Below are 21,342 nucleotides of genomic sequence, written 5' to 3' on the forward strand. Positions count from 1 at the left end.
ATGACGGCGCCGCGATATCGCGGCGTCACGCCATGCATTTGCCTCATTCGCCCGATCGTCCGTCGTTGCCCCAGCAAGACGGAGTCGCAATTGGTTGTAGATGGTTGTTCATGGAGAAATCGCTATGAAATCGAAGGAACTCGACGCACTCGCCAAACTCAGCCCGTTCGAATTCAAGGACACGCTGATCGATCTCGCACAGGACAATGGCGCACAGCGCTCGATGCTCAACGCCGGGCGCGGCAACCCGAACTTCCTCGCGCTTGAGCCGCGTCACGGCTTCTTCCTGTTGGGGCTGTTCGCGCTCTCGGAAGCCGAGCGCCAGTTCACGTATATGCCGGAAGGCGTGGGTGGCATTCCGCCGGGTAAGGGCGTTGAAGCGCGCTGGCAGGACTTCGCGCGCGAGCACCAGAACGAGCCGGGGGTGAAGTTCATCGAGAAGTCGATCTCGTATGTTCGCGACCAGATGGGCCTGGCCGTCGAGGACTTCCTCACGGAAATGGTGCACGGCATTCTCGGGTGCAATTACCCGGTGCCGGACCGCATGCTGCGCAATACCGAGAAAATCGCCGCGAAGTATCTGCGTCACGAAATGGTCGGCCGTCATCCTTTCGTGGGTAACTTCGACCTCTTCGCCGTCGAGGGCGGCACGGCGGCCATGACGTACCTGTTCAATACCCTCAAGACCAACCATCTGCTGCAGGCCGGCGACACCATCGCGCTGGGCATGCCGATCTTCACGCCGTACATCGAGATTCCGGAACTGGCCGATTACCAGCTCCACGAAGTGAACCTGAACGCCGATCCGGATCTGGGCTGGCAGTATTCGAAGAAGGAACTCGACAAGCTGCTCGATCCGAAGATCAAAGCGTTCTTCCTCGTGAACCCGAGCAACCCGCCGTCGGTCAAGCTCGACGATGCGTCGCTCGACCATCTGGCCGAGATCGTCAAGAAGCGTCCGGACCTGATCATCCTGACCGACGACGTCTACGGCACGTTTGCCGACGACTTCCGCTCGTTGTTTGCGATCGCGCCGTACAACACCATCCTCGTGTATTCGTACTCGAAGTACTTCGGGGCGACGGGCTGGCGTCTCGGGGCTATCGCCACGCACGAGAAGAACCTGTTCGACGACAAGATCGCCAAGCTGCCCAAAGCGCAACGCGACGGGCTCAATGCCCGCTACTCGTCGATCACGACGGAGCCGGAGAAGCTCAAGTTCATCGATCGTCTGGTGGCTGACAGCCGTGCAGTGGCGCTCAATCACACGGCCGGTCTGTCCACGCCGCAGCAGGTGCAGATGGCGCTCTTCTCGCTGTTCTGCCTGATGGACGAGCCGGATGCCTACAAGCACGCCGTAAAGCGCATCATCCGCCGCCGCAAGACCGCGATGTATCGCGCCGCCGGTATTGCCGATGAGACCGGACCGACGGCCGTCGATTACTACAACATCCTCGATCTCGAGATTTTGGGAACGAAGATCTACGGCAAGGGCTTCGTGGACTGGTTCATGAAGAACATCGAACCGACGGAGGTGCTGTTCCGCCTGGCCAAGGAAAGCGGCGTGGTGCTGCTGCCAGGCCGCGGCTTCGGCACGCTGCATCCGTCGGGCCGCGTGTCGCTCGCCAACCTCAACGAGCCGGACTACATCCAGATCGGTGCGACGGTGCGCAAATTGATGGACGAATACAACGCACGCTTCCTCGCTAGCGGCAGCAAGGGCGGCAAGAAGAAGTAAGCCGCACCGTTCGTCAAGCCTTGAACCCGGTGCCGGGCCTGATCGCCCGGCACTCGCTGGCCCCCCCTCGATCGCCCCCTCCATGGCGATCGACCCTTGCCCGGGAAAACGCTTCCCGGGCTTTTTTATGATGTGAAATCGATGCCGGTCGCTGGCGCAGTGAATTCACGCAAAGTGCGTGGTTGGTCCGCAACGTTCGGAGGCAGGCGCCTGACCGGCGAGCCCCAATAAAAATGCCCGCACGAGGCGGGCAAAAATCACTACAGGGGAAGTCACGCGATAAGAGTGGCAATTCGCCGAAAGAGTTCCCGGCATTCCGTGACTGGCAGCGCGTCACCCGATCGACGTAAAATAGCCCCTTGTCGCTAAAGCACCCCCTCATGTCGGACGCGGCGCACGACGCCGGTGGATGGCATCAGCGTGGGGTGGGATTTCAGGTGTCGAATGTCGTCGGTAAAACCGGTCGTGCGGGGTTGCCTCCTGCTGGCCGCGTGCCTGAGTGCCGGGATACCGGTGCTTGCGCACGCACAATCCCTTTTCTCGGATTCCAATCCGCCATGCTTCACTGAGCGGAACGCCGTGTCCTATGGTTTGTGGGATCGCGGCCTTGCGCCTCAGTATTTCGTGCCGCCTCCGGCGCCCGTGGTGCCGGATCCGGACGTCTCGTCAGACCCCATCGCGTTGTTCGCCGGGGACGATCCGAACGCGGTCGCCGCTGCCGTCGATCGCGAGGCCGCGCAACGGGCGGCGGCAAGTGCCACGGCGACCGCCGGCGGCGCCGCGCAGGCGCCGCAGACCGCTTCCGGGGCACAAGCATCGAATGCCGATGCATCGCAAGTGGCGCCGGGCGTAGAGGCCGCTGCGAGCGCACCGTCTGCTGACGTGCCACCGCCCCCCCCGTCTCCCCCATTGCCCGCCGCGGATTTCGCCATTGCGCCGGAGTTGAGCGCCGATGGTACGGCGATTTCGGCGGTGGATCTGGATGCTGCGGCGTCTGCACCGTCGGCCGCAAGCGAAACCCCTCAGGCACCCGACGTCGCGCCGCCCAATGCCTTCCTCGCGCGGGCCTCGTGCCTGCGCGGACTGCCGCGTCACGAAAGCCTGGCAAACCGCAATATCCGCATGTTGATGCGCCGGGGGCTCGTGGTGCGTAACGACCAGTTGCCGCTTATCGCCACGCGCAGCCGTACCCCTGGCGAGGGCGCTGTCGGCCTTCAGGTGCTCAACGAGCAGCCGTATCAGTTCAACGTCGGTATGAACAACAGCGGCATGACGACCACAGGCAAGATGCAGGGCACGGCGAACCTGTTGATGAACAACCCGCTGGGCATGTACGGCAAGTTCAATACGACGCTGAGTCAGGACTTGCAGAATGCCCGCCGCGATGCGACAAACCGGGATGTCACGGCCAACTACTCGGTGCCGATCGACGCCGACTGGACTGTCGGGATCACGGGCAAGACCAACGCGGCCACCGACCAGATGGCCACCAGCACCACGCAGACGCAGACGCTGCAATGGCGCGTGCGCCGTGCGTTCGACTTCACATCCAATGGCTCGACGGGCCTCGAATTTCGCTACAACCGCAGTCGTACCGAGGACCCGAACGCCATGCATACCTACGACAGTTATGCCGAGGTGGGGCTGAGCCACACGCACTATCTGGGCTCGTCGAAGCTCGATCTATCGGTGATGCAGCGCCTGAACGCGCCGTGGATGCCTGCGTCGAGCGGGCCGCCGGGGTGGTCGTATCGCTTCCAGTCGATCGACGCGAAGCTCACCGTGCCGTTCTGACGAAGGTCATCACGGCATCGAGCGATACCGTTCGCACGAGCGAAGCGGACATGTCCGCGAAGTGCTCGCTTTCCCCGAACAGAATGACGGGCTTGCCGTAGTGCACGGCGAGCCTGACTTCGTCGCGTGTGCCGTGATTTCCGGGCAGGGCGACGATGACGTCGCTCGAGAGCACATTGATGTGATTGCGCGAGAGCGTGCCGGCCGGCGCGTCGGGCAGATGGCGCGGCAACGGACTCACGATGGGCACTTCCACGAACGGATTCGGATACCCGGGCAGGGGACGGAACGTCGGGTCCTCGCCGTCGTCGCCGACGGCCTCGGTCGGTATGACACCGATACTGCGTCCTACGCGCTGAGGCACGGCGCAAAAGGCTTCGCTCACGCTGGCCATCACGCCCTGCCCGCCGCCGGTGAGCAGGTGGTAACCAGCGAGCGCGAGTGCGCGGCCGAGGGGGGCGGCGAGTTCGGTCCACGGCTGTTTGCCGGAACCCATGACACCGATGGTTTTAGGGCGCAGGGGAGTGGTCATAGTGGGAGGCGGGTCAGAGCGCTGCCGATGATAAACGAATTCGCGTCGACTCATCGGGCGGGAGGCTGGGGCGGGGTGGGGCGGGACGGCGGTAACGCCGCCCTGGCGACGCAGATCGAGCGGGCAAAAAAAACCCGCCGGATCGGCGGGTGAGGAAAGCAGGCCTCCCACGGGGAAGTGAAAGCCTGATCTCGCGAGGTGTTTGCGAGACCCGTGTAGTATCGTGACCCAAACGTCTGTTGGCTATGGGTCAAGTCCTAAAGTCCGTGTCAGACGCTTTCCAATTCCGTTTCCCAACCTTTCTGACGTTCACGGGGCGATAGATGACCGAACCGACTGATACCCCACCGGCCACGGCCGCCCAGATCGCCGCCATGCAGGCGTTGCGCGCGGCGCTGCTGGCGCAACACAAAGTGCTGATTGCCAACGATCGTCAGCAATACGAAGCAGTCTTCGGGCCGGTGCCGACCGGGCGCTTCGTGCAGTTGTTGACGGAAGACGCCTGGTTCCGCTGGCTCGATCCGCTCTCACGCCTGATCGTCGCCCTCGACGAATGGCTCGAGCAGACTCCGCCGCTGGCCGACACCGGCATTGCGCTGGCCGATGAAGCCGGCAAGCTGTTCCGGCACACCGACGCCGAGTTTGGTGAGCGTTACCGGCTGGCCTTGCAGCAGGCGCCGGATGCGGTGCTCGGTCAGAGTCAGGTCGTCGCGGCGCTGCGTGGCGTGCCACAGTCGCCGCCCGATGAGGCAGGAACCGCCGATGCATCGGTCAGGCAGGACCCCGATACGTTGGCAAACAAGGGGAATGGCGCTTGAGCAGGGAGGGGGCAGACCGTCAAGCCGAATATTTGTTCCATCGCTGATCGTTTTTTGGGCAAGGATCTTGACAGCCCCTGTTCACGGGGCATTCGGGAGGGCGAGGGCAGGTTATCCAGTGGGTTATCCACAAAGGGTGTGGACAACTTCCGGGGCGGCGTTGCGCCGCCTCTGATTGCCTGCCCCTCCATGCGCCACGCAATGGCTCGCCCGTTTCGCGGGAGATGGTGAGCGAACGGGGAGGATGGCGAAGTCGTCTGGCCCGATGCGAATCTGCGGCGTTGGCTCTATGTCGATCCTTCTCACGCTGCGACAATACCGTCTTTGCCCTTCGCCGGATGCGCGCCGTGCCGGTCGTTTTCCGACACTTTCCTGCCGCGTTCGATTGACATGACTACCACGCCCATCGTGCTGCTGGTGCTGCTCTCGGCACTGATGCATGCCACCTGGAACGCATTTCTCCACGCAAGCCCCGATCGTCTCTGGCAGGTGGGCATGATGGCCGTGCCGCAGTTGCTCACGGCCGTGGCCGGCACCTTGTGGTTACCGATGCCTCCGATGCAGGTCTGGCCGCTCATTGTGCTTTCCGCCTGTGCGCAGGTCGCTTACACGGCGGCGCTCATCCGGGCGTACCGCGTGGGTGAGTTCGGGCAAATCTATCCCATAGCGCGTGGTATTTCGCCGCTGCTGATCTCGGTGGCGGCGTTGCTGCTGGCGGGCGAGTCGCCTCGCTGGGTCGCCGTGGCGGGAATTGCGTGCATTTGCACCGGCATTCTCACGCTGGCGCTGCGCGGGCGCCGTTTGTCGGGCGACAGCGTGCCAGCGGCGTTGCTCACCGGCGTATTCATCGCGGCTTACACAATTGTCGACGGCTTCGGTGTGCGTCTGTCCAACGGCAACGGCGTGAGCTATATCGCGTGGGCCTATCTGTTCGCCAGCGTGCCGCTCGTGGGGGCGGTGTGGAAGTGGCGGGGCGGATGGCGTGGCATGTTTCTCGCACCGCGCCGCCGCGTGACGGAGGCGCTGGGCGCGGGCATCGTCGCGCAATGCGCTTACGGCATGGTGGTGTTCGCGCTGCAATACCTGCCGATGGGCGTGGTATCGGCGCTGCGTGAGTCCAGCGCCATCTTCGCGGTGCTGCTGGGCTGGCTGTTCCTGCGCGAGAAGCTCAACGCCCGCCGCCTCGTGGCGTGCAGCCTCGTGGTCGGCGGCGCGGTACTCATCAAGCTGGGCGCTTAGGCAATGTCTGCGCCCGCCCCGTCGTCTGGCTTAGCTGCGCGGCCAGAGTTCGGCACGATGCGCCGTAATCGCGGCCACGACGATCTCGCGCATGCCATGCCCGTCGGTGGCTTCGAGATGCTCGAGAATCGTCATACGCATGCGCGGGGCCCAGAAGCGTCGCAGGTGGCCTGCAATGTTCTCGAGCGCTTCACCGCGATCGGGCATCGTCTCGAAGAAGTCCCCGATCTGATTGGCCATCTTGACCAGGTTGTCGGTGTCCATGATCTGTGCTGTCCCCTGAAATCGTTCTCTGTCGGTGTGCTGCCGTGTGATGTCCGGCGCTGGGTGGCCAATCTCGCGTCCGCCGCACTGTCTTCTGGCAATAGACGGTGAGGCTCGCCGGAGCCCTCCGGCGCTGGACACGGATTGTCCGTCGCCGCGCACCGCTTCGCGGACATCCAATGAAGCGGCGCGCGTTGCTTCCTTTGACGGCTTAACTCGTGCTGGCTTGCGTCGCGCCGCGAGCGTGCTCGAGGAATGCCTCCTGCTGACGGTTGAAGTCCGAGTACTGACGCTGCCATTGCGACGGTTGGGCAACCGGCGTGACTTGCACCGCCGTCACCTTGTACTCGGGGCAATTCGTCGCCCAGTCCGAGTTGTCCGTGGTGATGACATTCGCGCCCGACTCCGGGAAGTGGAACGTCGTATAGACCACGCCCGGCTGCACACGCTCGCTCACGACCGCACGCAACACCGTCTCGCCCGCACGACTCTGAATGCCGACCCAGTCGCCGTCCTTCACACCGCGTTCTTCTGCATCGTGAGGATGGATCTCGAGGCGGTCCTCGTCGTGCCAGTAGACGTTGTCCGTACGACGCGTCTGCGCACCGACGTTGTACTGCGACAGAATCCGGCCGGTCGTGAGAATAAGCGGGAAGCGGCGCGTGACCTTTTCGTCCGTCGGCACGTATTGCGTGATGAGGAACTTGCCCTTGCCGCGCACGAATTCGTCGATGTGCATGACGGGCGTGCCGTCCGGCGCGGCGTCGTTACATGGCCATTGCAAGCTGCCCATGCGGTCGAGCTTCTCGTAGCTCACCCCGGTAAATGTCGGCGTGAGGCGGGCGATCTCGTCCATGATCTCCGACGGGTGCGAGTAGTTCATCTCGTAGCCCAGACGCTTGGCCAGTTGAATCGTCACTTCCCAGTCGGCGTAGCCGGCGCGCGGCGGCATGACCTGACGCACGCGCGAGATGCGGCGCTCTGCATTGGTGAACGTGCCATCCTTTTCGAGGAATGACGAACCCGGCAGCAGCACGTGCGCATACTTCGCCGTTTCGTTCAGGAAGATGTCCTGCACGACGATGCACTCCATCTGTTCGAGTGCGTGCGTCACGTGTTGCGTGTTCGGGTCGGACTGCACGATGTCCTCACCCTGGCAATACAGGCCCATGAAGGTGCCGGCGAGTGCGGCATCGAACATGTTCGGGATACGCAGGCCCGGTTCGGATTGCAGCTCGACACCCCATTCGGCTTCGAACAGCGCACGCGCGCTTGAGTCCGACACGTGACGATAGCCGGGCAGCTCGTGGGGGAAGGCCCCCATGTCGCACGAGCCCTGCACATTGTTCTGACCACGCAGCGGGTTCACGCCCACGCCTTCACGGCCGATGTTGCCGGTGGCCATGGCGAGGTTGGCGATGCCGATCACCGTCGTGGAGCCTTGTGCGTGTTCCGTCACGCCCAGACCGTAGTAAATGGCCGCGTTGCCGCCCGTGGCGTACAGGCGCGCAGCCCCGCGAACGAGGTGTGCAGGCACCCCCGTGTGGGCTTCGGTGGCTTCGGGGGAATTCTCGGCACGGGCGATGAAATCGCGCCACTGTTCGAACGCGCGGTCTTCGCAACGCTCGGCAATGAACGCGTCGGCCATCAGGCCTTCCGTCACGATGACGTGCGCAATGGCATTGACCATCGCCACGTTCGTACCCGGACGCAGTTGCAGGTGATAGTCGGCCTTCACGTGCGGGCTCTTCACCAGATCGATGCGGCGCGGGTCGATCACGATGAGCTTGGCGCCTTCGCGCAGACGTTTCTTCATGCGCGAGCCGAACACCGGATGGCCGTCGGTCGGATTCGCCCCCATCACGAGGATCACGTCCGAATGCTCGACCGACTTGAACGTCTGCGTGCCGGCGGATTCGCCGAGCGTCGCCTTCAGGCCGTAGCCGGTCGGCGAGTGGCACACCCGTGCACACGTGTCGACGTTGTTGTTGCCGAATGCGGCTCGCACGAGCTTCTGGACCAGATAGTCTTCTTCGTTCGTGCAGCGCGACGACACCAGGCCGCCGATCGAGTCGCGCCCGTACTTGGCCTGAATGCGCTTGAACTCCGACGCTGCGTAGTCGAGCGCTTCGTCCCACGACACTTCCTGCCACGGGTCGGTGATCTTCTTGCGAATTTTCGGTGTCAGGATACGGTCCTTGTGCGTGGCGTAACCCCAGGCAAAGCGGCCCTTCACGCAGGCGTGCCCTTCGTTGGCCTGACCGTCCTTGTGCGGCACCATTCGCACGACTTCATTACCCTTCATCTCCGCCTTGAACGAGCAACCCACGCCGCAATAGGCGCAAGTGGTGATCTTGGCGTGCTCGGCCTGACCGAGATGAATGACCGACTTCTCCTGCAGCGTCGCGGTCGGGCAGGCGGCCACGCAGGCCCCGCACGACACGCACTCCGAATCCATGAACGGCTGATCCTGACCCGGCGACACGCGGGCTTCGAAACCGCGGCCCGAGATCGTCAGCGCGAACGTGCCCTGCGTTTCTTCGCAAGCGCGCACGCAGCGGTTGCAGACGATGCACTTCGAGGCGTCGTAGGTGAAGTAGGGGTTCGACTCGTCTTTCTCGCTGTCGAAGTGATTGGCGCCGTCGAAGCCGTAGCGCACTTCGCGCAGGCCCGTCACGCCGGCCATGTCTTGCAGTTCGCAGTCGCCGTTGGCCGCGCACGTGAGGCAATCGAGCGGGTGATCCGAGATGTACAACTCCATCACGCCCTTGCGCAGTTCCTGCAGCTTCGGCGATTGCGTGCGCACCTTCATGCCGGGCTCGACGGGCGTCGTGCACGACGCCGGGAAGCCGCGACGGCCTTCGATCTCGACAAGACACAGGCGGCACGAACCGAACGGCTCGAGCGAGTCGGTGGCGCACAGCTTGGGCACATTCACGCCGCCTTCAGAGGCGGCACGCATGATCGACGTGCCGGCGGGCACCGTGACCTGTTCGCCGTCGATCTCCAGCGTGACTTCCTTCGTCGATTCGCGGCGCGGGGTGCCGTAATCCTTTTCAAACATCGGGTCCATCATGGTGGGCACTCTCCTAGGCGGCCTTGGTCGGCAGATTCGACGGTTCGGCCGCGCCGAAGTCTTCGGGGAAATGGTTCAGCGCAGACAGCACAGGGTAGGGCGTCATGCCGCCCATGGCGCACAGCGAGCCTGCGAGCATCGTGTCGCACAGGTCGCGCAGCAGCTTGATCTGCTTGGGACGGTCGCGTCCGTCGATGATCCGGTCCATCACTTCGACGCCGCGCGTCGAGCCGATACGGCATGGCGTGCACTTGCCGCACGACTCGATGGTGCAGAACTCCATCGCATAGCGGGCGAGCTTGGCCAGATCGACGGTGTCGTCGTGCGCCACGATGCCGCCGTGGCCGAGCACGGCCCAAAGTGCGGCGAAGGCTTCATAGTCGAGTGGCGTATCCCACTGCGATTCCGGCAGATACGAGCCGAGCGGGCCGCCCACCTGTACGGCACGCAGCGGGCGGCCGGTGATGGCGCCACCGCCGAACTCGTACAGGATGTCGCGCAGCGTCACGCCGAAAGCCTTCTCGATGAGGCCGCCGTATTTGATGTTGCCCGCGAGCTGGATGGGCAGCGTGCCGCGCGAGCGACCCATGCCGAAATTCTTGTAGAACTCGGCGCCGCGATCCATGATGATCGGCACCGATGCCAGCGAAATCACGTTGTTGATAACCGTGGGCAAGCCGAAGAGACCTTCGATGGCGGGCAGCGGCGGCTTGGCGCGCACGACGCCGCGCTTGCCTTCGAGACTTTCCAGCAACGCGGTTTCTTCACCGCAGACGTAAGCCCCGGCTGCCTTGCGCACTTCGAGATGGAACGTCTTGCCGGAGCCGAGGATGTTCTCGCCCAAGTAACCTGCCTGGCCGGCATTGGCGATGGCTTCGTTGAGGACATCGATGGAATGCGGATACTCGCTGCGCACATAGATGTAGCCGCGCGTGGCGCCCACGGCGATGCCGGCAATCGTCATGCCCTCGACGAGCACGAGCGGATCGCCCTCCATGAGCATGCGGTCGGCGAACGTGCCCGAATCGCCTTCGTCGGCATTGCAGACGATGTATTTCTGGGCGGCGGGCGTGTTGAGCACCGTCTTCCACTTGATGCCGGTCGGGAACGCCGCACCGCCGCGGCCACGCAGGCCCGACTCGGTGACTTGCGCGACGATCTCCGCGCCGTCCATCTCGAGCGCGTTGCGCAGGCCGCGATAGCCGTCGTGCGCAACGTAGTCATCAACGGACACGGGATCGGTGATCCCCACGCGGGCGAACGTCAACCGCTCCTGCTTCTTGAAATACGGGATTTCTTCAGTCAATCCGAGTGCGAGCGGATGATCGCCACCGGCCGCGACGTTGGCATCGAACAGACCGGGCACGTCGTCGACGTCGACCGGACCATAGGCAACGCGCCCCGCAGGCGTGACGACTTCGAGCAGCGGCTCGAGCCAGAGCATGCCACGCGTGCCATTGCGTACCAGCTCGATGTCGATACCGCGCTGGGCGGCTTGCGCCACGATGGCGTCGGCGACGTCGTCGGCACCGAGCGCGAGCGCGGCGGAGTCACGCGGCAGATAGAACCGCACCTTGCCGGGCGTCTTGGCGGAAGTGAGAGGTTGGCTCATGCGGCATCCTTGGCGCGGGCGACCAGGCGGTCGAATTTCTCGGGGGTGACGCGCGCGTGCAGCTTGTCGTCGATCGTGATGGCGGGCGAGGTCGCGCACTGGCCGAGGCAGTACACAGGCTCGAGGGCAACGTCGCCGCTATGGCTGTGCATCGCGCAGCCCAGCACACGTTCCGCATGCGCGACAAGTGCGTCGGCGCCCATGCTCTGGCACGCTTCGGCGCGGCATATCTGCACGACGTGACGCGGCGGCGGGCTGGTGCGGAAATGGTGATAGAAGGTGATCACGCCATGCACTTCGGCGCGAGAAAGGTTGAGGGCACTGGCGATGACAGGCACGGCATCCGGGGGTACGTAGCCGAAAGCATCCTGAACGTCATGGAGAATCGGCAGAAGGGGGCCTTCCTGAGCCGCATGAACGTCCAGAATCGCTTGCACCGTCGCGATGGAAAAAGCCTCGCGCATGGCTGTTGTCTCCTGTTTGGCCCACCTTGGGGAACGGTGCGCCTGAGGGTATGGGTTATATGTTCTTGTCCTGCCCCGGGGCGAGAGGCCCAATGGTCACCTCCGGCGACGCTGCTCGGGTCTAGCGATCAGCGCGGCGCCGGAAGAGCGTGCGGCACATAGCCCCCACCATATGCCGCACGGGCTCGGCCTCTCGCCCGTTGCTGACTTCCGTCAATCTTCGTCAACGCTTGCGTACTGCGACTCGGAAACCGCTCGCCGCCCATCGATTCATGCGATGAAGGGCGGCGCTTCGTCACACGTTCTTCGGTGGCTTGGCAGGCCGCTGCCGCCAGTGTGGCGAAGCATCAGTATGTGAAACACGATATATGATATACGGTATACGTGCAATAGCTTCACCCCCAGTTTGGCAGGCTCGTTTACCCGAATCGGGCGGGGGGCTGCAGGGAGATCGGATGGGCGTTGGCGCGAACGCGCGGCAAGCGCAGAAGCCGAGGGGGCAAAGAAAAAAGCCAGCGACACAAGCGTGTCACTGGCTTCTTTTCGGGCGGCATCCGTTACCGGACGCGCGGCATGCTGGCGTTACTCGAGGAAGTCGCAGTGCTCTTCGACGAAGGCGGCCAGGCCCAGCGTGTGGTCGCGTGCGAGTTTCTCGGCGAGTTCGGTGTCGCGCTTCTCGAGGGCGGTGATGATCTTCAGGTGATCGACAATCGAGCGAGCCGCCCGGTCGTTCTGCGCAATCGTCACCTTGCGGATGGCGCGCACGTGAATGAAGAGGTTCTTGATCGTATTGGCAATCGCTTGCGACCCGCCAAGATTGATCAGCGCCTGATGGAAGTCGATGTTCGCGTCCGAATACTCTTCAATATGATCCGTCGGCGGTGCATTGACGAACTCGTCGAACAAATGACGTAGCTTGGCGATTTCCTCATCGCTCGCGTGCAATGTGGCCAGCCGCGCGGACATCCCTTCGAGGGCGGCCCACATCTGAATCATTTCAACGATTTCACGCTTGGTCTTGCGGATGATGAAAATGCCCCGGCGCGGCACCGTGCGCAAGAAGCCTTCCTGTTCCAGCAAGGTCATCGCTTCGCGAATCGGCGTGCGCGAAACGCCAAGCACCTGGATGAGCTGACGCTCGTCCAGGCGAATTTCTTCCTTCTGGTTATAGATATCGGCATCTGCGATGGCTTTTTTCAGCAGCGCATACGCCTGATTGCGAAAACTCGTGGTGGTGTCGATCGGCTCCAGCGCGAGCGGAGTCACGCGCGCCGGAGTTGGGGTGATCAGGGACATGCAATAGTCTCCTAGGTATTACGGCCCCTTCAGAGGCGCAATGCTTGCTGCCCCACGATGGTTGCCGGCTTGGTGACGAGTTTACCCGATTCGTTTGCCTGCGTGGTTTCCGCCAGATACGCGAAACGACCGTTCGTTTCGGCCTTTTCGAGCATCGAAGCCGGCAGGGCGACGAACAGGTGAACCATCGCAACACCGGCAGCAAGGGCGGAAGCAAGGGCAAGCAAAGTAAGCGCAGCGACTAACATGGTGACACTCCTGATAAACGTTGAACGGTCGTAATGTGGGGGAGAACTTGCTTTGCATTGTATGTCGCGCCGCAACAAGTCTCAAGATATACCACATACCGAATATCAAAATTTATCGTTTTTCGGGACGTTCTTTACGTCACCATGCGTGTCTGCTGCCTCGATTTGTCTCTTTTTCCGATAGGATTCAGGGGATCGATGATGGCGGTGCACCTCCTCAGATGTCCGTCGGGCTTGCGTTAGTGCGGATTTCGGGACGCGGGTGGCGTGCTCGATTTTCGGTGGTCGCGGTGGTGCTTTGCGGGTGAGGCCAATGAACGATATTGCGTTGCCGCGAAACCACATCCGGTGTTGCATGCGCCGGCCAGACACGCCGGAGGTTTGCGGCAAAAAATCGGCCGCGACCGGAGATCCGGCGGCGGCACGTTTGAGCGACTGCGGGTGGGGCCGCAACGCGACTGATTCAATCGGTTGCGCTACTTTTTTTCTGCACGCTATATATATAGGCGCCGAATTCAGCGGGGCGCCGTTGTGCGCCCTGCATGACACCGTCTCAAATCAACGGCGTTCGGCTCATGCTGCTTTAGCCAACCGTTCCTGCGCGGCGGCGACGGCATCGGGTTGCGTCATGAACTCGCGCTGCTGAATGAGGGCGAGCACCACGTCGAGTGTCGGCGTCGGCACGCCGGCGAGGCGACCCATTTCCTGCACCACCGAGACGAGCGGATCGATCTCCATCGCGCGGCCGCGCTCGAGATCCTGGAGCATTGACGTCTTGTGCGCACCGACGGCACCGGCGCCATTGATGCGACGCTCCACGTCGACGCGGAAATGCACGCCGAACTTGTCCCCGATCGCCTTGGCTTCGAGCATCATGGCGCGCGCAATGGCCCGTGTGCCCGGATCGCTCGCAATGATGTCGAGCGTACCGTGCGTGAGCGCCGAAATCGGGTTGAAGCAGAGATTGCCCCAGAGCTTGAGCCAGATTTCGTCGCGGATGTTCTCGCGGATCGGTGCGTCGAGTCCGCCGGCGATCATCAGTTGCGAGAGCTTCTCCACGCGTTCGGTGCGCTCACCGCTGGCTTCGCCGAGCGGAAACTTGTTGCCGTAGACATGCTGGATCACGCCCGGTGCGACCACTTCGGTGGCCGGATACACCACGCAGCCAATGGCGCGCTCCGGTCCGAGCTGACGCCACTGACGGCCGCCCGGATCGATGCTCTCAAGTGTCGTGCCTTCGAGCGCGCCGCCGTGCTTATAGAAGTACCAGTAGGGAATGCCGTTCACGGCCGTGACGACGGCCGTATCCGGGCCTATCAACGGCTGCATCGCGTCGAGCACAGCCGGAACCGAGTGCGCTTTCAGGGCGATGATCACGTAATCCTGCGGACCGAGTTCGCGCGGGTCGTCCGTGCAACGCAACTGGGCGACACGTTCCTCGCCATCGATCAGCAGCTTGAGTCCGTGCTCGCGCATGGCGGCCAGATGCGGGCCACGCGCCACCAGACTGACATCGGCTCCGGCGCGCGCGAGTTGCACGCCGAGATAGCCACCGATGGCACCGGCGCCATAGATGCAAATCTTCATGAAGTCTCTCCCTCCAAAGGTCAATCGAAACCTGGGCCTGGTACTGGCCGTTTATTTTTCTAATATCAAATGTTGTATATCGTATATCACAAGGAGGGCAGCGCCAAGCATTCTGGGGACGATCGTCATCATGGTTTCCCCGCAGGCGCGCGCAAAATCGTGGTCTCGATGTGTGAGCGCGACCGGCATGAACGGCGTCGCCGGAAACACTTCGAGCGAGCGATAAGCGAATTATTACGGTGTGTTACAGAGACGCCGAGGCGATGCGGGAATCGGCGTCTTGTGAATAAAACTAACAGAAATATCGCCTTGTGCCGGTTTTAAAAATTAGCAAGGAGCCCGATGCAAAAAGGCTGAGCGCCTTATCCGGCAGGCTTAGAGGATCAGGTTAACTCCTTAGTGTTTTCGCATTGCGTTGTTGCGCCGCTCCGTCCTACAGTTGCGTTACTGTATCTAGCCGCCACTTAGGACAGTGCCTCGCGTGCCGTAGTTGTTTTCGCTGCAATGGACGAAAACGACTTCGGCACGCGAGGAGGAAAACGAGGACAGCAATAAATTAGTGTTGACTTAAATCTGATATATCGTATATTTCGTTCGGTATATTTACGGGAAAAGGCAATGGACCCCGTAAGCATCAGAGATAAGTCGACGAGGCGAAGACCTCGTAAAGCATACCCAGGGGGCGCAGACCCCATCCGGAAGGTGTTGTTGTTGTGAAGCTGCCAAACAACTGGAAACCGATGGAGGAGGTACAAGTGGAGACGACAAATCAACACGGCAAACAATCCGTGTTCGCGAGCCCTTGGGTTCAGCTCGTGTTCGGCGTGATTTGCATGGCGATGATCGCCAACCTGCAGTACGGGTGGACGCTGTTCGTCAACCCGATCGATGAGAAGTATCACTGGGGCCGTACGGCCATTCAGGTGGCATTCACGATTTTCGTCGTGACCGAAACCTGGCTGGTGCCGATCGAAGGGTATCTGGTCGACAAGTTCGGTCCGCGCCCGGTGGTGGTCGGGGGTGGTCTGTTGTGCGGTATTGCATGGGTGCTGAATGCCTATGCATCCTCGCTGCCGATGCTGTATTTCGCAGCAGCGGTGGGTGGCGTGGGCGCCGGTGCGGTGTATGGCACCTGCGTGGGTAACGCGCTGAAGTGGTTCCCGGACCGTCGTGGTCTTGCCGCAGGTATTACCGCTGCCGGTTTCGGCGCCGGTTCGGCACTGACCGTGGTGCCGATCGCCAACATGATCAAGTCCAGCGGCTACGAGAACACCTTCCTGACCTTCGGGCTGGGGCAGGGGATCATCGTTCTGGTGTTGGGTCTGGCGCTCGCCAGTCCGCCTGCATCGATCGAAGCGCTGAAGAAGCTGGCTCCGGGCGCCATGCGCTACAACGCCAAGCCGACGGAAGTCATGCGCTCCCCGGTCTTCTGGCTGATGTATCTGATGTTCGTGCTGATGGCCGCTGGCGGTCTGATGGCAACGGCGCAGCTCGGCCCGATCGCCAAGGACTACGGTCTGGATCAGGCACCTGTCTCGCTTCTTGGCCTCACACTGCCCGCACTGACCTTCGCACTGGCCATCGACCGTGTGCTCAACGGGGTGACGCGTCCGGTGTTCGGCTGGATATCGGACAAGATCGGTCGCGAAAACACGATGTTCATCGCCTTCGCGATGGAAGCCGTGGGGATCTACGCACTGGCGAAGTATGGCCAGCACCCGGTGGCCTTCGTGCTCCTGACCGGCCTGGTGTTCTTCGCCTGGGGTGAGATCTACAGCTTGTTCCCGGCGACTTGCGCCGACACGTATGGCTCGAAGTATGCCGCTACCAATGCGGGGATGTTGTACACCGCGAAGGGGACCGCCGCTTTGCTGGTGCCCTTCTCAAGTGTCATCACCTCGATGACCGGTAGCTGGCAGGCCGTGTTCATGGTCGCCTGCGCCATGAATGCCTTCGCTGCCTTCCTTGCCTTGTTCGTCCTCAAGCCGATGCGTGCCCGTCTGGCACAGCGTTATGCCAGCGACTTCAAGGAGCAGTCCAGTGAGCCGGTCGTGAAAGCTGCGGATCTGAGCCGCAGCACCACGTAACGCGCACTGATGAAGTGAAGAAGCAGCCTGGCTGGCCTGATTAGAGAACTGTTTGACCGGCGTGCAACCCGTGCCTTCGCGGGCCCGGTTGCACGACCGGATGAGCAAGTAGAGAAGCAGTACAGGACTACCCACTAATCGTCAGACAAGACGACGCAACACTGAAACCGGAAAAATTGGAGGAGAGAATTATGTCCATTGCGATGACCGTGCCAGTCGGCAAGGCGGAAAACGACACCGCGGGCGACACGCTCAAAGACACCAGCCGACACGCGAACATCGTGTCCGAGGCAGAAACGACGGATGGTTTTCATCTGGTCATCGATGCCCTGAAAGCGAACGACATCGACACCATCTTCGGTCTGGTGGGGATTCCCATCACCGATCTGGCTCGCCTCGCGCAAGCCGAAGGCATGCGTTTCATCGGCTTTCGCCATGAACAGCATGCAGGCCACGCGGCCGCCATCGCTGGCTTCATGACGCAGAAGCCCGGCATCTGCCTGACCGTATCTGCACCTGGCTTTCTGAATGGCCTGACCGCACTGGCCAATGCGACCACCAACTGCTTCCCGATGATCCTGATCAGCGGCTCGAGCGAGCGTGAGATCGTCGATCTGCAGCAGGGCGACTACGAAGAGATGGATCAACTCAACGCGGCCAAGCCGTATTGCAAGGCCGCCTACCGTGTGCTGCACGCCGAAGACATCGGCGTTGGCCTGGCCCGCGCGATCCGTGCGGCTGTGTCCGGCCGCCCCGGTGGCGTCTATCTGGATCTGCCGGCCAAGCTGCTGGCGCAGACCATCGATGCACAAAAGGCGAAGGACTCGCTGATTCGCGTGATCGACGCCGCACCGCGTCAGATCCCCGCACCGGATGCCGTCCAGCGCGCGCTCGACGTCATCAAGGGCGCCAAGCGTCCGCTGATTCTGCTGGGCAAGGGCGCGGCCTACGCGCAGGCCGACGCCGACATCCGTGCGCTCATCGAGAAGACCGGCATTCCGTACCTGCCGATGTCGATGGCCAAGGGCCTGCTGCCTGACACGCATGAGCAATCGGCATCGGCCGCGCGCTCGTTCGTACTGCAAGAGGCCGACGTCGTCGTGCTGATCGGCGCGCGCCTGAACTGGCTGCTCGCTCACGGCAAGGGCAAGACGTGGGGCTCGGCACCGAAGAAGTTCGTCCAGATCGACATCTCGCCGACGGAAATCGACAGCAACGTCGCGATCGCTGCGCCGGTCATCGGCGACATCGGCTCGTGCGTGTCTGCGCTGCTCGCCGGCGTGGACAGCAAGTTTGGCAAGCCGTCTGCTGAATGGACGGGCGCCATTGCAGAGCGCAAGAACAAGAACCTGGCCAAGATGGCGGCAACGCTTGCCCAGAACCCGTCGCCGATGAACTTCCACAGCGCACTCGGCGCAATCCGCGACGTGCTCAAGCAGCATCCGGACATCAACCTCGTCAACGAAGGTGCCAATACGCTCGACTATGCGCGGGCCATCATCGATCAGTACCAGCCGCGCAAGCGCTTCGACTCGGGCACCTGGGGCGTGATGGGCATCGGCATGGGCTTCGCCATCGGCGCGGCCGTGACGAGCGGCCAACCGGTCGTCGCCATCGAGGGCGACAGCGCGTTCGGCTTCAGCGGCATGGAACTCGAAACCATCTGCCGTTACGAGCTGCCGGTCACCACCATCATCTTCAACAACAACGGCGTGTATCGCGGCACCGACGTCAACCCGACGGGCGGCAAGGATGTGGCCCCGACCGTGTTCGTAAAGGGCGCGCGCTACGACAAGATGATCGAAGCCTTCGGTGGCATTGGCTACAACGTCACCACGCCGCAAGAGCTGACCAAGGCGCTGCAGGAAGCCATCGCGGCAGGCAAGCCGGCCCTCATCAATGCCGTCATCGATGAAGCCGCGGGCACCGAAAGCGGCCGTCTGACGAACCTGAATCCGCAAAGCGCGGCGATGAAAAAGTAATCCGAGTCAATCAAGGAGACATGACATGAGCAAACCCCTCGAAGGCATCAAGATCATCGACTTCACGCACGTGCAAGCCGGCCCCGCCTGTACTCAGTTGCTGGCCTGGTTCGGTGCGGACGTCATCAAGGTGGAGCGCCCGGGTTCGGGCGACGTCACGCGTAGCCAACTGCGCGACATTCCCGACGCCGATGCCTTGTACTTCACGATGCTCAACAGCAACAAGCGCTCGCTGACGCTGGATACGAAGACGCCGGAAGGCAAGGAAGTGCTCGAGAAGCTGGTGAAGGAGTCGGACGTGCTCGTCGAGAACTTCGCACCGGGCGCCCTCGATCGCATGGGCTTCACGTGGGAGCGTCTGAACGAACTGAACCCGAAGCTGATCGTGGCATCGGTCAAGGGCTTCTCGGACGGTCACCACTACGACGACCTGAAGGTCTATGAGAACGTGGCGCAGTGCGCCGGCGGTGCTGCCTCGACCACCGGTTTCTGGGATGGCCCCCCGACGGTGTCGGCCGCCGCGCTCGGCGACAGCAACACGGGCATGCACCTGGCCATCGGCATTCTGACGGCACTGATCGGCCGTGGCCAGACGGGCCGCGGTCAGAAGGTGGCCGTCTCGATGCAGGACTCGGTCATCAACCTGTGCCGCGTGAAGCTGCGCGACCAGCAGCGTCTGGACCGTGTCGGCTACCTCGAAGAGTATCCGCAGTACCCGCACGGCGAGTTCAGCGACGTGGTGCCGCGTGGCGGTAACGCCGGCGGTGGCGGCCAGCCGGGCTGGGTGCTCAAGTGCAAGGGCTGGGAGACCGACCCGAACGCGTACATCTACTTCACGATTCAGGGGCACGCCTGGGAGCCGATCTGCCGTGCGCTGGGCAAGCCGGAATGGATCAGCGATCCGAACTATGCAACGGCGCAAGCCCGTCAACCGCACATCTTCGACATTTTCGCGACCATCGAAGAATGGCTGGCCGACAAGACGAAGTACGAAGCGGTGGACATTCTGCGCAAGTTCGACATCCCGTGCGCCCCGGTGCTGTCGATGAAGGAAATCGCGAACGACCCGTCGCTGCGTGCATCGGGCACGATCGTAGAAGTGCCGCACAAGGAGCGCGGCTCGTACCTGACCGTCGGCAGCCCGATCAAGTTCTCGGGTCTGAAGCCGGAAATCACGGGCTCGCCGCTGCTGGGTGAACATACCGACGAGATTCTGGCCGAGCTGGGTTACAGCAAGGACCAGATCGCGAATCTGCATTCGTCGCGTTCGGTATAAGTTCGGCACACGGATTGCGCGTTGCGTGCGCCGACGCTGCCCCCGGGCGGTGACGGCGCATGCACGCGCGCGAAGGTGTTCTTGGGTGCGGCTCCGCTTGGAGCGAGCACCCATTCTTATTTTCGGGACGGTGTTGTCCTCTAATTGATGTAGTTTATTGGCATGTTTGGCGACTCTGCCAACCCCATTCCCCACAAGATCATTGGAGACATCATGAGTGCATCCGTCGACGTCAATCAGTTGGTGCAGGTGGTGGGCGACGCCATCGTCGTGGCCGACCCGCAGAACATCATCACGCTCTGGAATGCCGGCGCGCAGAAGATGTTCGGCTTCTCGGCAGCCGAGGCGGTAGGGCAGCCACTGGACATCATCATTCCCGACCGGCTGCGCGCGCGTCACAACGAAGGCTATGCGAAGACGATGGAGACCGGGCAGACGAAGTACGGCAGCGACCTGCTGAAAGTGCCCGCCGCACACAAGGACGGCCGTGCCATGTCGATTGCGTTCACGGTAGCGCTGCTGCATGGCGCCGGCGGCGAAGTGACCGGCATCGTCGCCGTGATTCGCGACGAGACGACGCGCTTCCAGGAGGACCGGCAATTGCGCAAGCGTCTGGCGGAATTGGAAGCCAAGGTCGCTGCAACGGCTGGCTGATCGCCCCCGCGGCGGCCACCGGGCGACTGACCGTCAGCCGCGTTTCAAGGAAGCGCCGGTTTGCAACGCCCCCGGCGGGGGCCGCGCGAACCGGCGCTTTTTTTGCATTTTGGGAACGGCTGGAGACGGTTGGAAAGGGGAGTTGGCCATTATTGGTATTTTATATTCAATATATCTAATGGTTTTTTAAAGCCCCCTTCCAAGTGAAGAGCGAATCCTGGATTCGCGATGCATGCCTGTAAACCCGTATACGGTGCGCTCCGGCTGCGAAATGTTGCGCCGCGTTTTCCCTTTATTCATCAGGCTCTGGCCATTTTTGATCGATTCATTCCGCGACGCAGCAAAACACATCGGCAACAAAAAGCCGTTGATAAAATATCGTGTATGAAATACCGTATATCACAACAAAGGGTCAGCGACACCGGCATGGCGCCCGAAGAGGTGACGGCCTTCGCAAGATCCCGCGAGACCCGCATGTCGATCTGTTTCGCATACCAATTACATAAACGCCGTCGCATCAGGAGGAGACAAACCATGTTCACCGTCGCCAGCTTCCAGCGCGAAGCCATCCCCACGTGTGGCGCACACGCACAGCAGAGATCGGCGTGTGCCGTGAGCCAACTTTCGGTGCATGTCCCGGGCGTGTCTGCCCTGGCGGCCTGCTAAGCGGAGACG

The 21,342-nt window shown here is 62.3% G+C and carries 17 protein-coding genes; 9 read left to right on the forward strand and 8 right to left on the reverse strand.

The window, feature by feature from the left end:
• Nucleotides 1-124: 124 nt before the first annotated feature.
• Both PBR20603_RS22760 and PBR20603_RS22765 read left to right on the forward strand, forming a co-directional pair.
• Entirely contained in the window at nt 125-1,738 is a 1,614-nt protein-coding gene (locus tag PBR20603_RS22760) for a bifunctional aspartate transaminase/aspartate 4-decarboxylase (RefSeq protein ID WP_150561731.1), read from the forward strand.
• Between the two features lie 579 nt (nt 1,739-2,317).
• Complete coding sequence (locus PBR20603_RS22765; protein WP_150561732.1) at nt 2,318-3,532, forward strand: ShlB/FhaC/HecB family hemolysin secretion/activation protein; 1,215 nt, start codon at nt 2,318-2,320, stop codon at nt 3,530-3,532.
• Here the strand turns inward: PBR20603_RS22765 and PBR20603_RS22770 are convergent.
• Nucleotides 3,516-4,064 (reverse strand): SLOG cluster 4 domain-containing protein, encoded by a 549-nt coding sequence (locus tag PBR20603_RS22770; RefSeq protein WP_246174949.1) that lies wholly within the window; start codon nt 4,062-4,064, stop codon nt 3,516-3,518. The genes PBR20603_RS22765 and PBR20603_RS22770 overlap by 17 nt on opposite strands.
• 323 nt (nt 4,065-4,387) lie before the next feature.
• Between PBR20603_RS22770 and PBR20603_RS22775 the strand changes: the two genes are divergently transcribed.
• Together PBR20603_RS22775 and PBR20603_RS22780 are read left to right on the forward strand one after the other, a co-directional pair.
• Nucleotides 4,388-4,882, forward strand: a complete 495-nt coding sequence (locus PBR20603_RS22775; protein WP_150561733.1) for a hypothetical protein — start codon at nt 4,388-4,390, stop codon at nt 4,880-4,882.
• Between the two features lie 390 nt (nt 4,883-5,272).
• Nucleotides 5,273-6,121 carry an EamA family transporter gene (locus PBR20603_RS22780; RefSeq protein WP_150561734.1) on the forward strand — a complete coding sequence of 283 codons (849 nt, stop codon included), beginning with the start codon at nt 5,273-5,275 and terminating at the stop codon, nt 6,119-6,121.
• A 30-nt stretch (nt 6,122-6,151) separates the two neighbouring features.
• Here PBR20603_RS22780 and PBR20603_RS22785 read toward each other — a convergent pair whose 3' ends face one another.
• The 7 genes from PBR20603_RS22785 to PBR20603_RS22815 all read right to left on the reverse strand — a co-directional run bounded on the left by PBR20603_RS22785 (nt 6,152) and on the right by PBR20603_RS22815 (nt 14,668).
• Nucleotides 6,152-6,385 carry a formate dehydrogenase subunit delta gene (locus PBR20603_RS22785; protein WP_150561735.1) on the reverse strand — a complete coding sequence of 78 codons (234 nt, stop codon included), beginning with the start codon at nt 6,383-6,385 and terminating at the stop codon, nt 6,152-6,154.
• Between the two features lie 211 nt (nt 6,386-6,596).
• Nucleotides 6,597-9,461, reverse strand: a complete 2,865-nt coding sequence (fdhF, locus tag PBR20603_RS22790; protein WP_150561736.1) for a formate dehydrogenase subunit alpha — start codon at nt 9,459-9,461, stop codon at nt 6,597-6,599.
• Between the two features lie 13 nt (nt 9,462-9,474).
• On the reverse strand, nt 9,475-11,073 hold the full coding sequence (locus PBR20603_RS22795) for a formate dehydrogenase beta subunit (protein WP_150561737.1): 1,599 nt from the start codon (nt 11,071-11,073) through the stop codon (nt 9,475-9,477).
• The gene (locus PBR20603_RS22800) at nt 11,070-11,537 is read right to left on the reverse strand and encodes a formate dehydrogenase subunit gamma (protein WP_150561738.1); all 468 of its coding nucleotides are present in this window, start codon (nt 11,535-11,537) and stop codon (nt 11,070-11,072) included. Before PBR20603_RS22800 ends, PBR20603_RS22795 begins: the two co-directional genes overlap by 4 nt.
• A 582-nt stretch (nt 11,538-12,119) precedes the next feature.
• Entirely contained in the window at nt 12,120-12,833 is a 714-nt protein-coding gene (locus PBR20603_RS22805) for a GntR family transcriptional regulator (RefSeq protein ID WP_039409675.1), read from the reverse strand.
• Nucleotides 12,834-12,862: 29 nt separating this feature from the next.
• Entirely contained in the window at nt 12,863-13,081 is a 219-nt protein-coding gene (locus PBR20603_RS22810) for a hypothetical protein (protein ID WP_150561739.1), read from the reverse strand.
• A gap of 573 nt (nt 13,082-13,654) precedes the next feature.
• On the reverse strand, nt 13,655-14,668 hold the full coding sequence (locus PBR20603_RS22815) for a 2-dehydropantoate 2-reductase (RefSeq protein ID WP_150561740.1): 1,014 nt from the start codon (nt 14,666-14,668) through the stop codon (nt 13,655-13,657).
• 740 nt (nt 14,669-15,408) lie between these two features.
• On the opposite strand from PBR20603_RS22815, the gene oxlT reads away from it, so the two are divergent.
• From oxlT to PBR20603_RS22840, 5 genes are all read left to right on the forward strand, one after another.
• Nucleotides 15,409-16,755: an oxalate/formate MFS antiporter gene (gene oxlT, locus PBR20603_RS22820; RefSeq protein WP_010806386.1), complete on the forward strand. Its 1,347-nt coding sequence runs from the start codon at nt 15,409-15,411 to the stop codon at nt 16,753-16,755.
• Between the two features lie 191 nt (nt 16,756-16,946).
• On the forward strand, nt 16,947-18,737 hold the full coding sequence (gene oxc / locus PBR20603_RS22825; RefSeq protein ID WP_174978034.1) for an oxalyl-CoA decarboxylase: 1,791 nt from the start codon (nt 16,947-16,949) through the stop codon (nt 18,735-18,737).
• Between the two features lie 25 nt (nt 18,738-18,762).
• Nucleotides 18,763-20,013: a formyl-CoA transferase gene (gene frc / locus PBR20603_RS22830; protein ID WP_039366697.1), complete on the forward strand. Its 1,251-nt coding sequence runs from the start codon at nt 18,763-18,765 to the stop codon at nt 20,011-20,013.
• Nucleotides 20,014-20,226: 213 nt separating this feature from the next.
• The gene (locus PBR20603_RS22835; RefSeq protein WP_150561741.1) at nt 20,227-20,667 is read left to right on the forward strand and encodes a PAS domain-containing protein; all 441 of its coding nucleotides are present in this window, start codon (nt 20,227-20,229) and stop codon (nt 20,665-20,667) included.
• A 228-nt stretch (nt 20,668-20,895) separates the two neighbouring features.
• The gene (locus PBR20603_RS22840) at nt 20,896-21,333 is read left to right on the forward strand and encodes a hypothetical protein (protein ID WP_150561742.1); all 438 of its coding nucleotides are present in this window, start codon (nt 20,896-20,898) and stop codon (nt 21,331-21,333) included.
• The last annotated feature ends 9 nt before the right edge of the window (nt 21,334-21,342 follow it).

Origin of the sequence: Pandoraea bronchicola (assembly GCF_902459805.1) — a bacterium.
In the GTDB taxonomy this organism is placed as follows: domain Bacteria; phylum Pseudomonadota; class Gammaproteobacteria; order Burkholderiales; family Burkholderiaceae; genus Pandoraea; species Pandoraea bronchicola.

Coding starts and splice junctions, on each gene's coding strand:
- PBR20603_RS22760 (WP_150561731.1), top strand. CDS start 125: ATGAAATCGAAGGAACTCGACGCACTCGCCAAACTCAGCCCGTTCGAA.
- PBR20603_RS22770 (WP_246174949.1), bottom strand. CDS start 4,064: ATGACCACTCCCCTGCGCCCTAAAACCATCGGTGTCATGGGTTCCGGC.
- PBR20603_RS22775 (WP_150561733.1), top strand. CDS start 4,388: ATGACCGAACCGACTGATACCCCACCGGCCACGGCCGCCCAGATCGCC.
- PBR20603_RS22780 (WP_150561734.1), top strand. CDS start 5,273: ATGACTACCACGCCCATCGTGCTGCTGGTGCTGCTCTCGGCACTGATG.
- PBR20603_RS22785 (WP_150561735.1), bottom strand. CDS start 6,385: ATGGACACCGACAACCTGGTCAAGATGGCCAATCAGATCGGGGACTTC.
- fdhF (WP_150561736.1), bottom strand. CDS start 9,461: ATGATGGACCCGATGTTTGAAAAGGATTACGGCACCCCGCGCCGCGAA.
- PBR20603_RS22795 (WP_150561737.1), bottom strand. CDS start 11,073: ATGAGCCAACCTCTCACTTCCGCCAAGACGCCCGGCAAGGTGCGGTTC.
- PBR20603_RS22800 (WP_150561738.1), bottom strand. CDS start 11,537: ATGCGCGAGGCTTTTTCCATCGCGACGGTGCAAGCGATTCTGGACGTT.
- PBR20603_RS22805 (WP_039409675.1), bottom strand. CDS start 12,833: ATGTCCCTGATCACCCCAACTCCGGCGCGCGTGACTCCGCTCGCGCTG.
- PBR20603_RS22810 (WP_150561739.1), bottom strand. CDS start 13,081: ATGTTAGTCGCTGCGCTTACTTTGCTTGCCCTTGCTTCCGCCCTTGCT.
- PBR20603_RS22815 (WP_150561740.1), bottom strand. CDS start 14,668: ATGAAGATTTGCATCTATGGCGCCGGTGCCATCGGTGGCTATCTCGGC.
- oxlT (WP_010806386.1), top strand. CDS start 15,409: ATGGAGGAGGTACAAGTGGAGACGACAAATCAACACGGCAAACAATCC.
- oxc (WP_174978034.1), top strand. CDS start 16,947: ATGTCCATTGCGATGACCGTGCCAGTCGGCAAGGCGGAAAACGACACC.
- frc (WP_039366697.1), top strand. CDS start 18,763: ATGAGCAAACCCCTCGAAGGCATCAAGATCATCGACTTCACGCACGTG.
- PBR20603_RS22835 (WP_150561741.1), top strand. CDS start 20,227: ATGAGTGCATCCGTCGACGTCAATCAGTTGGTGCAGGTGGTGGGCGAC.
- PBR20603_RS22840 (WP_150561742.1), top strand. CDS start 20,896: ATGCATGCCTGTAAACCCGTATACGGTGCGCTCCGGCTGCGAAATGTT.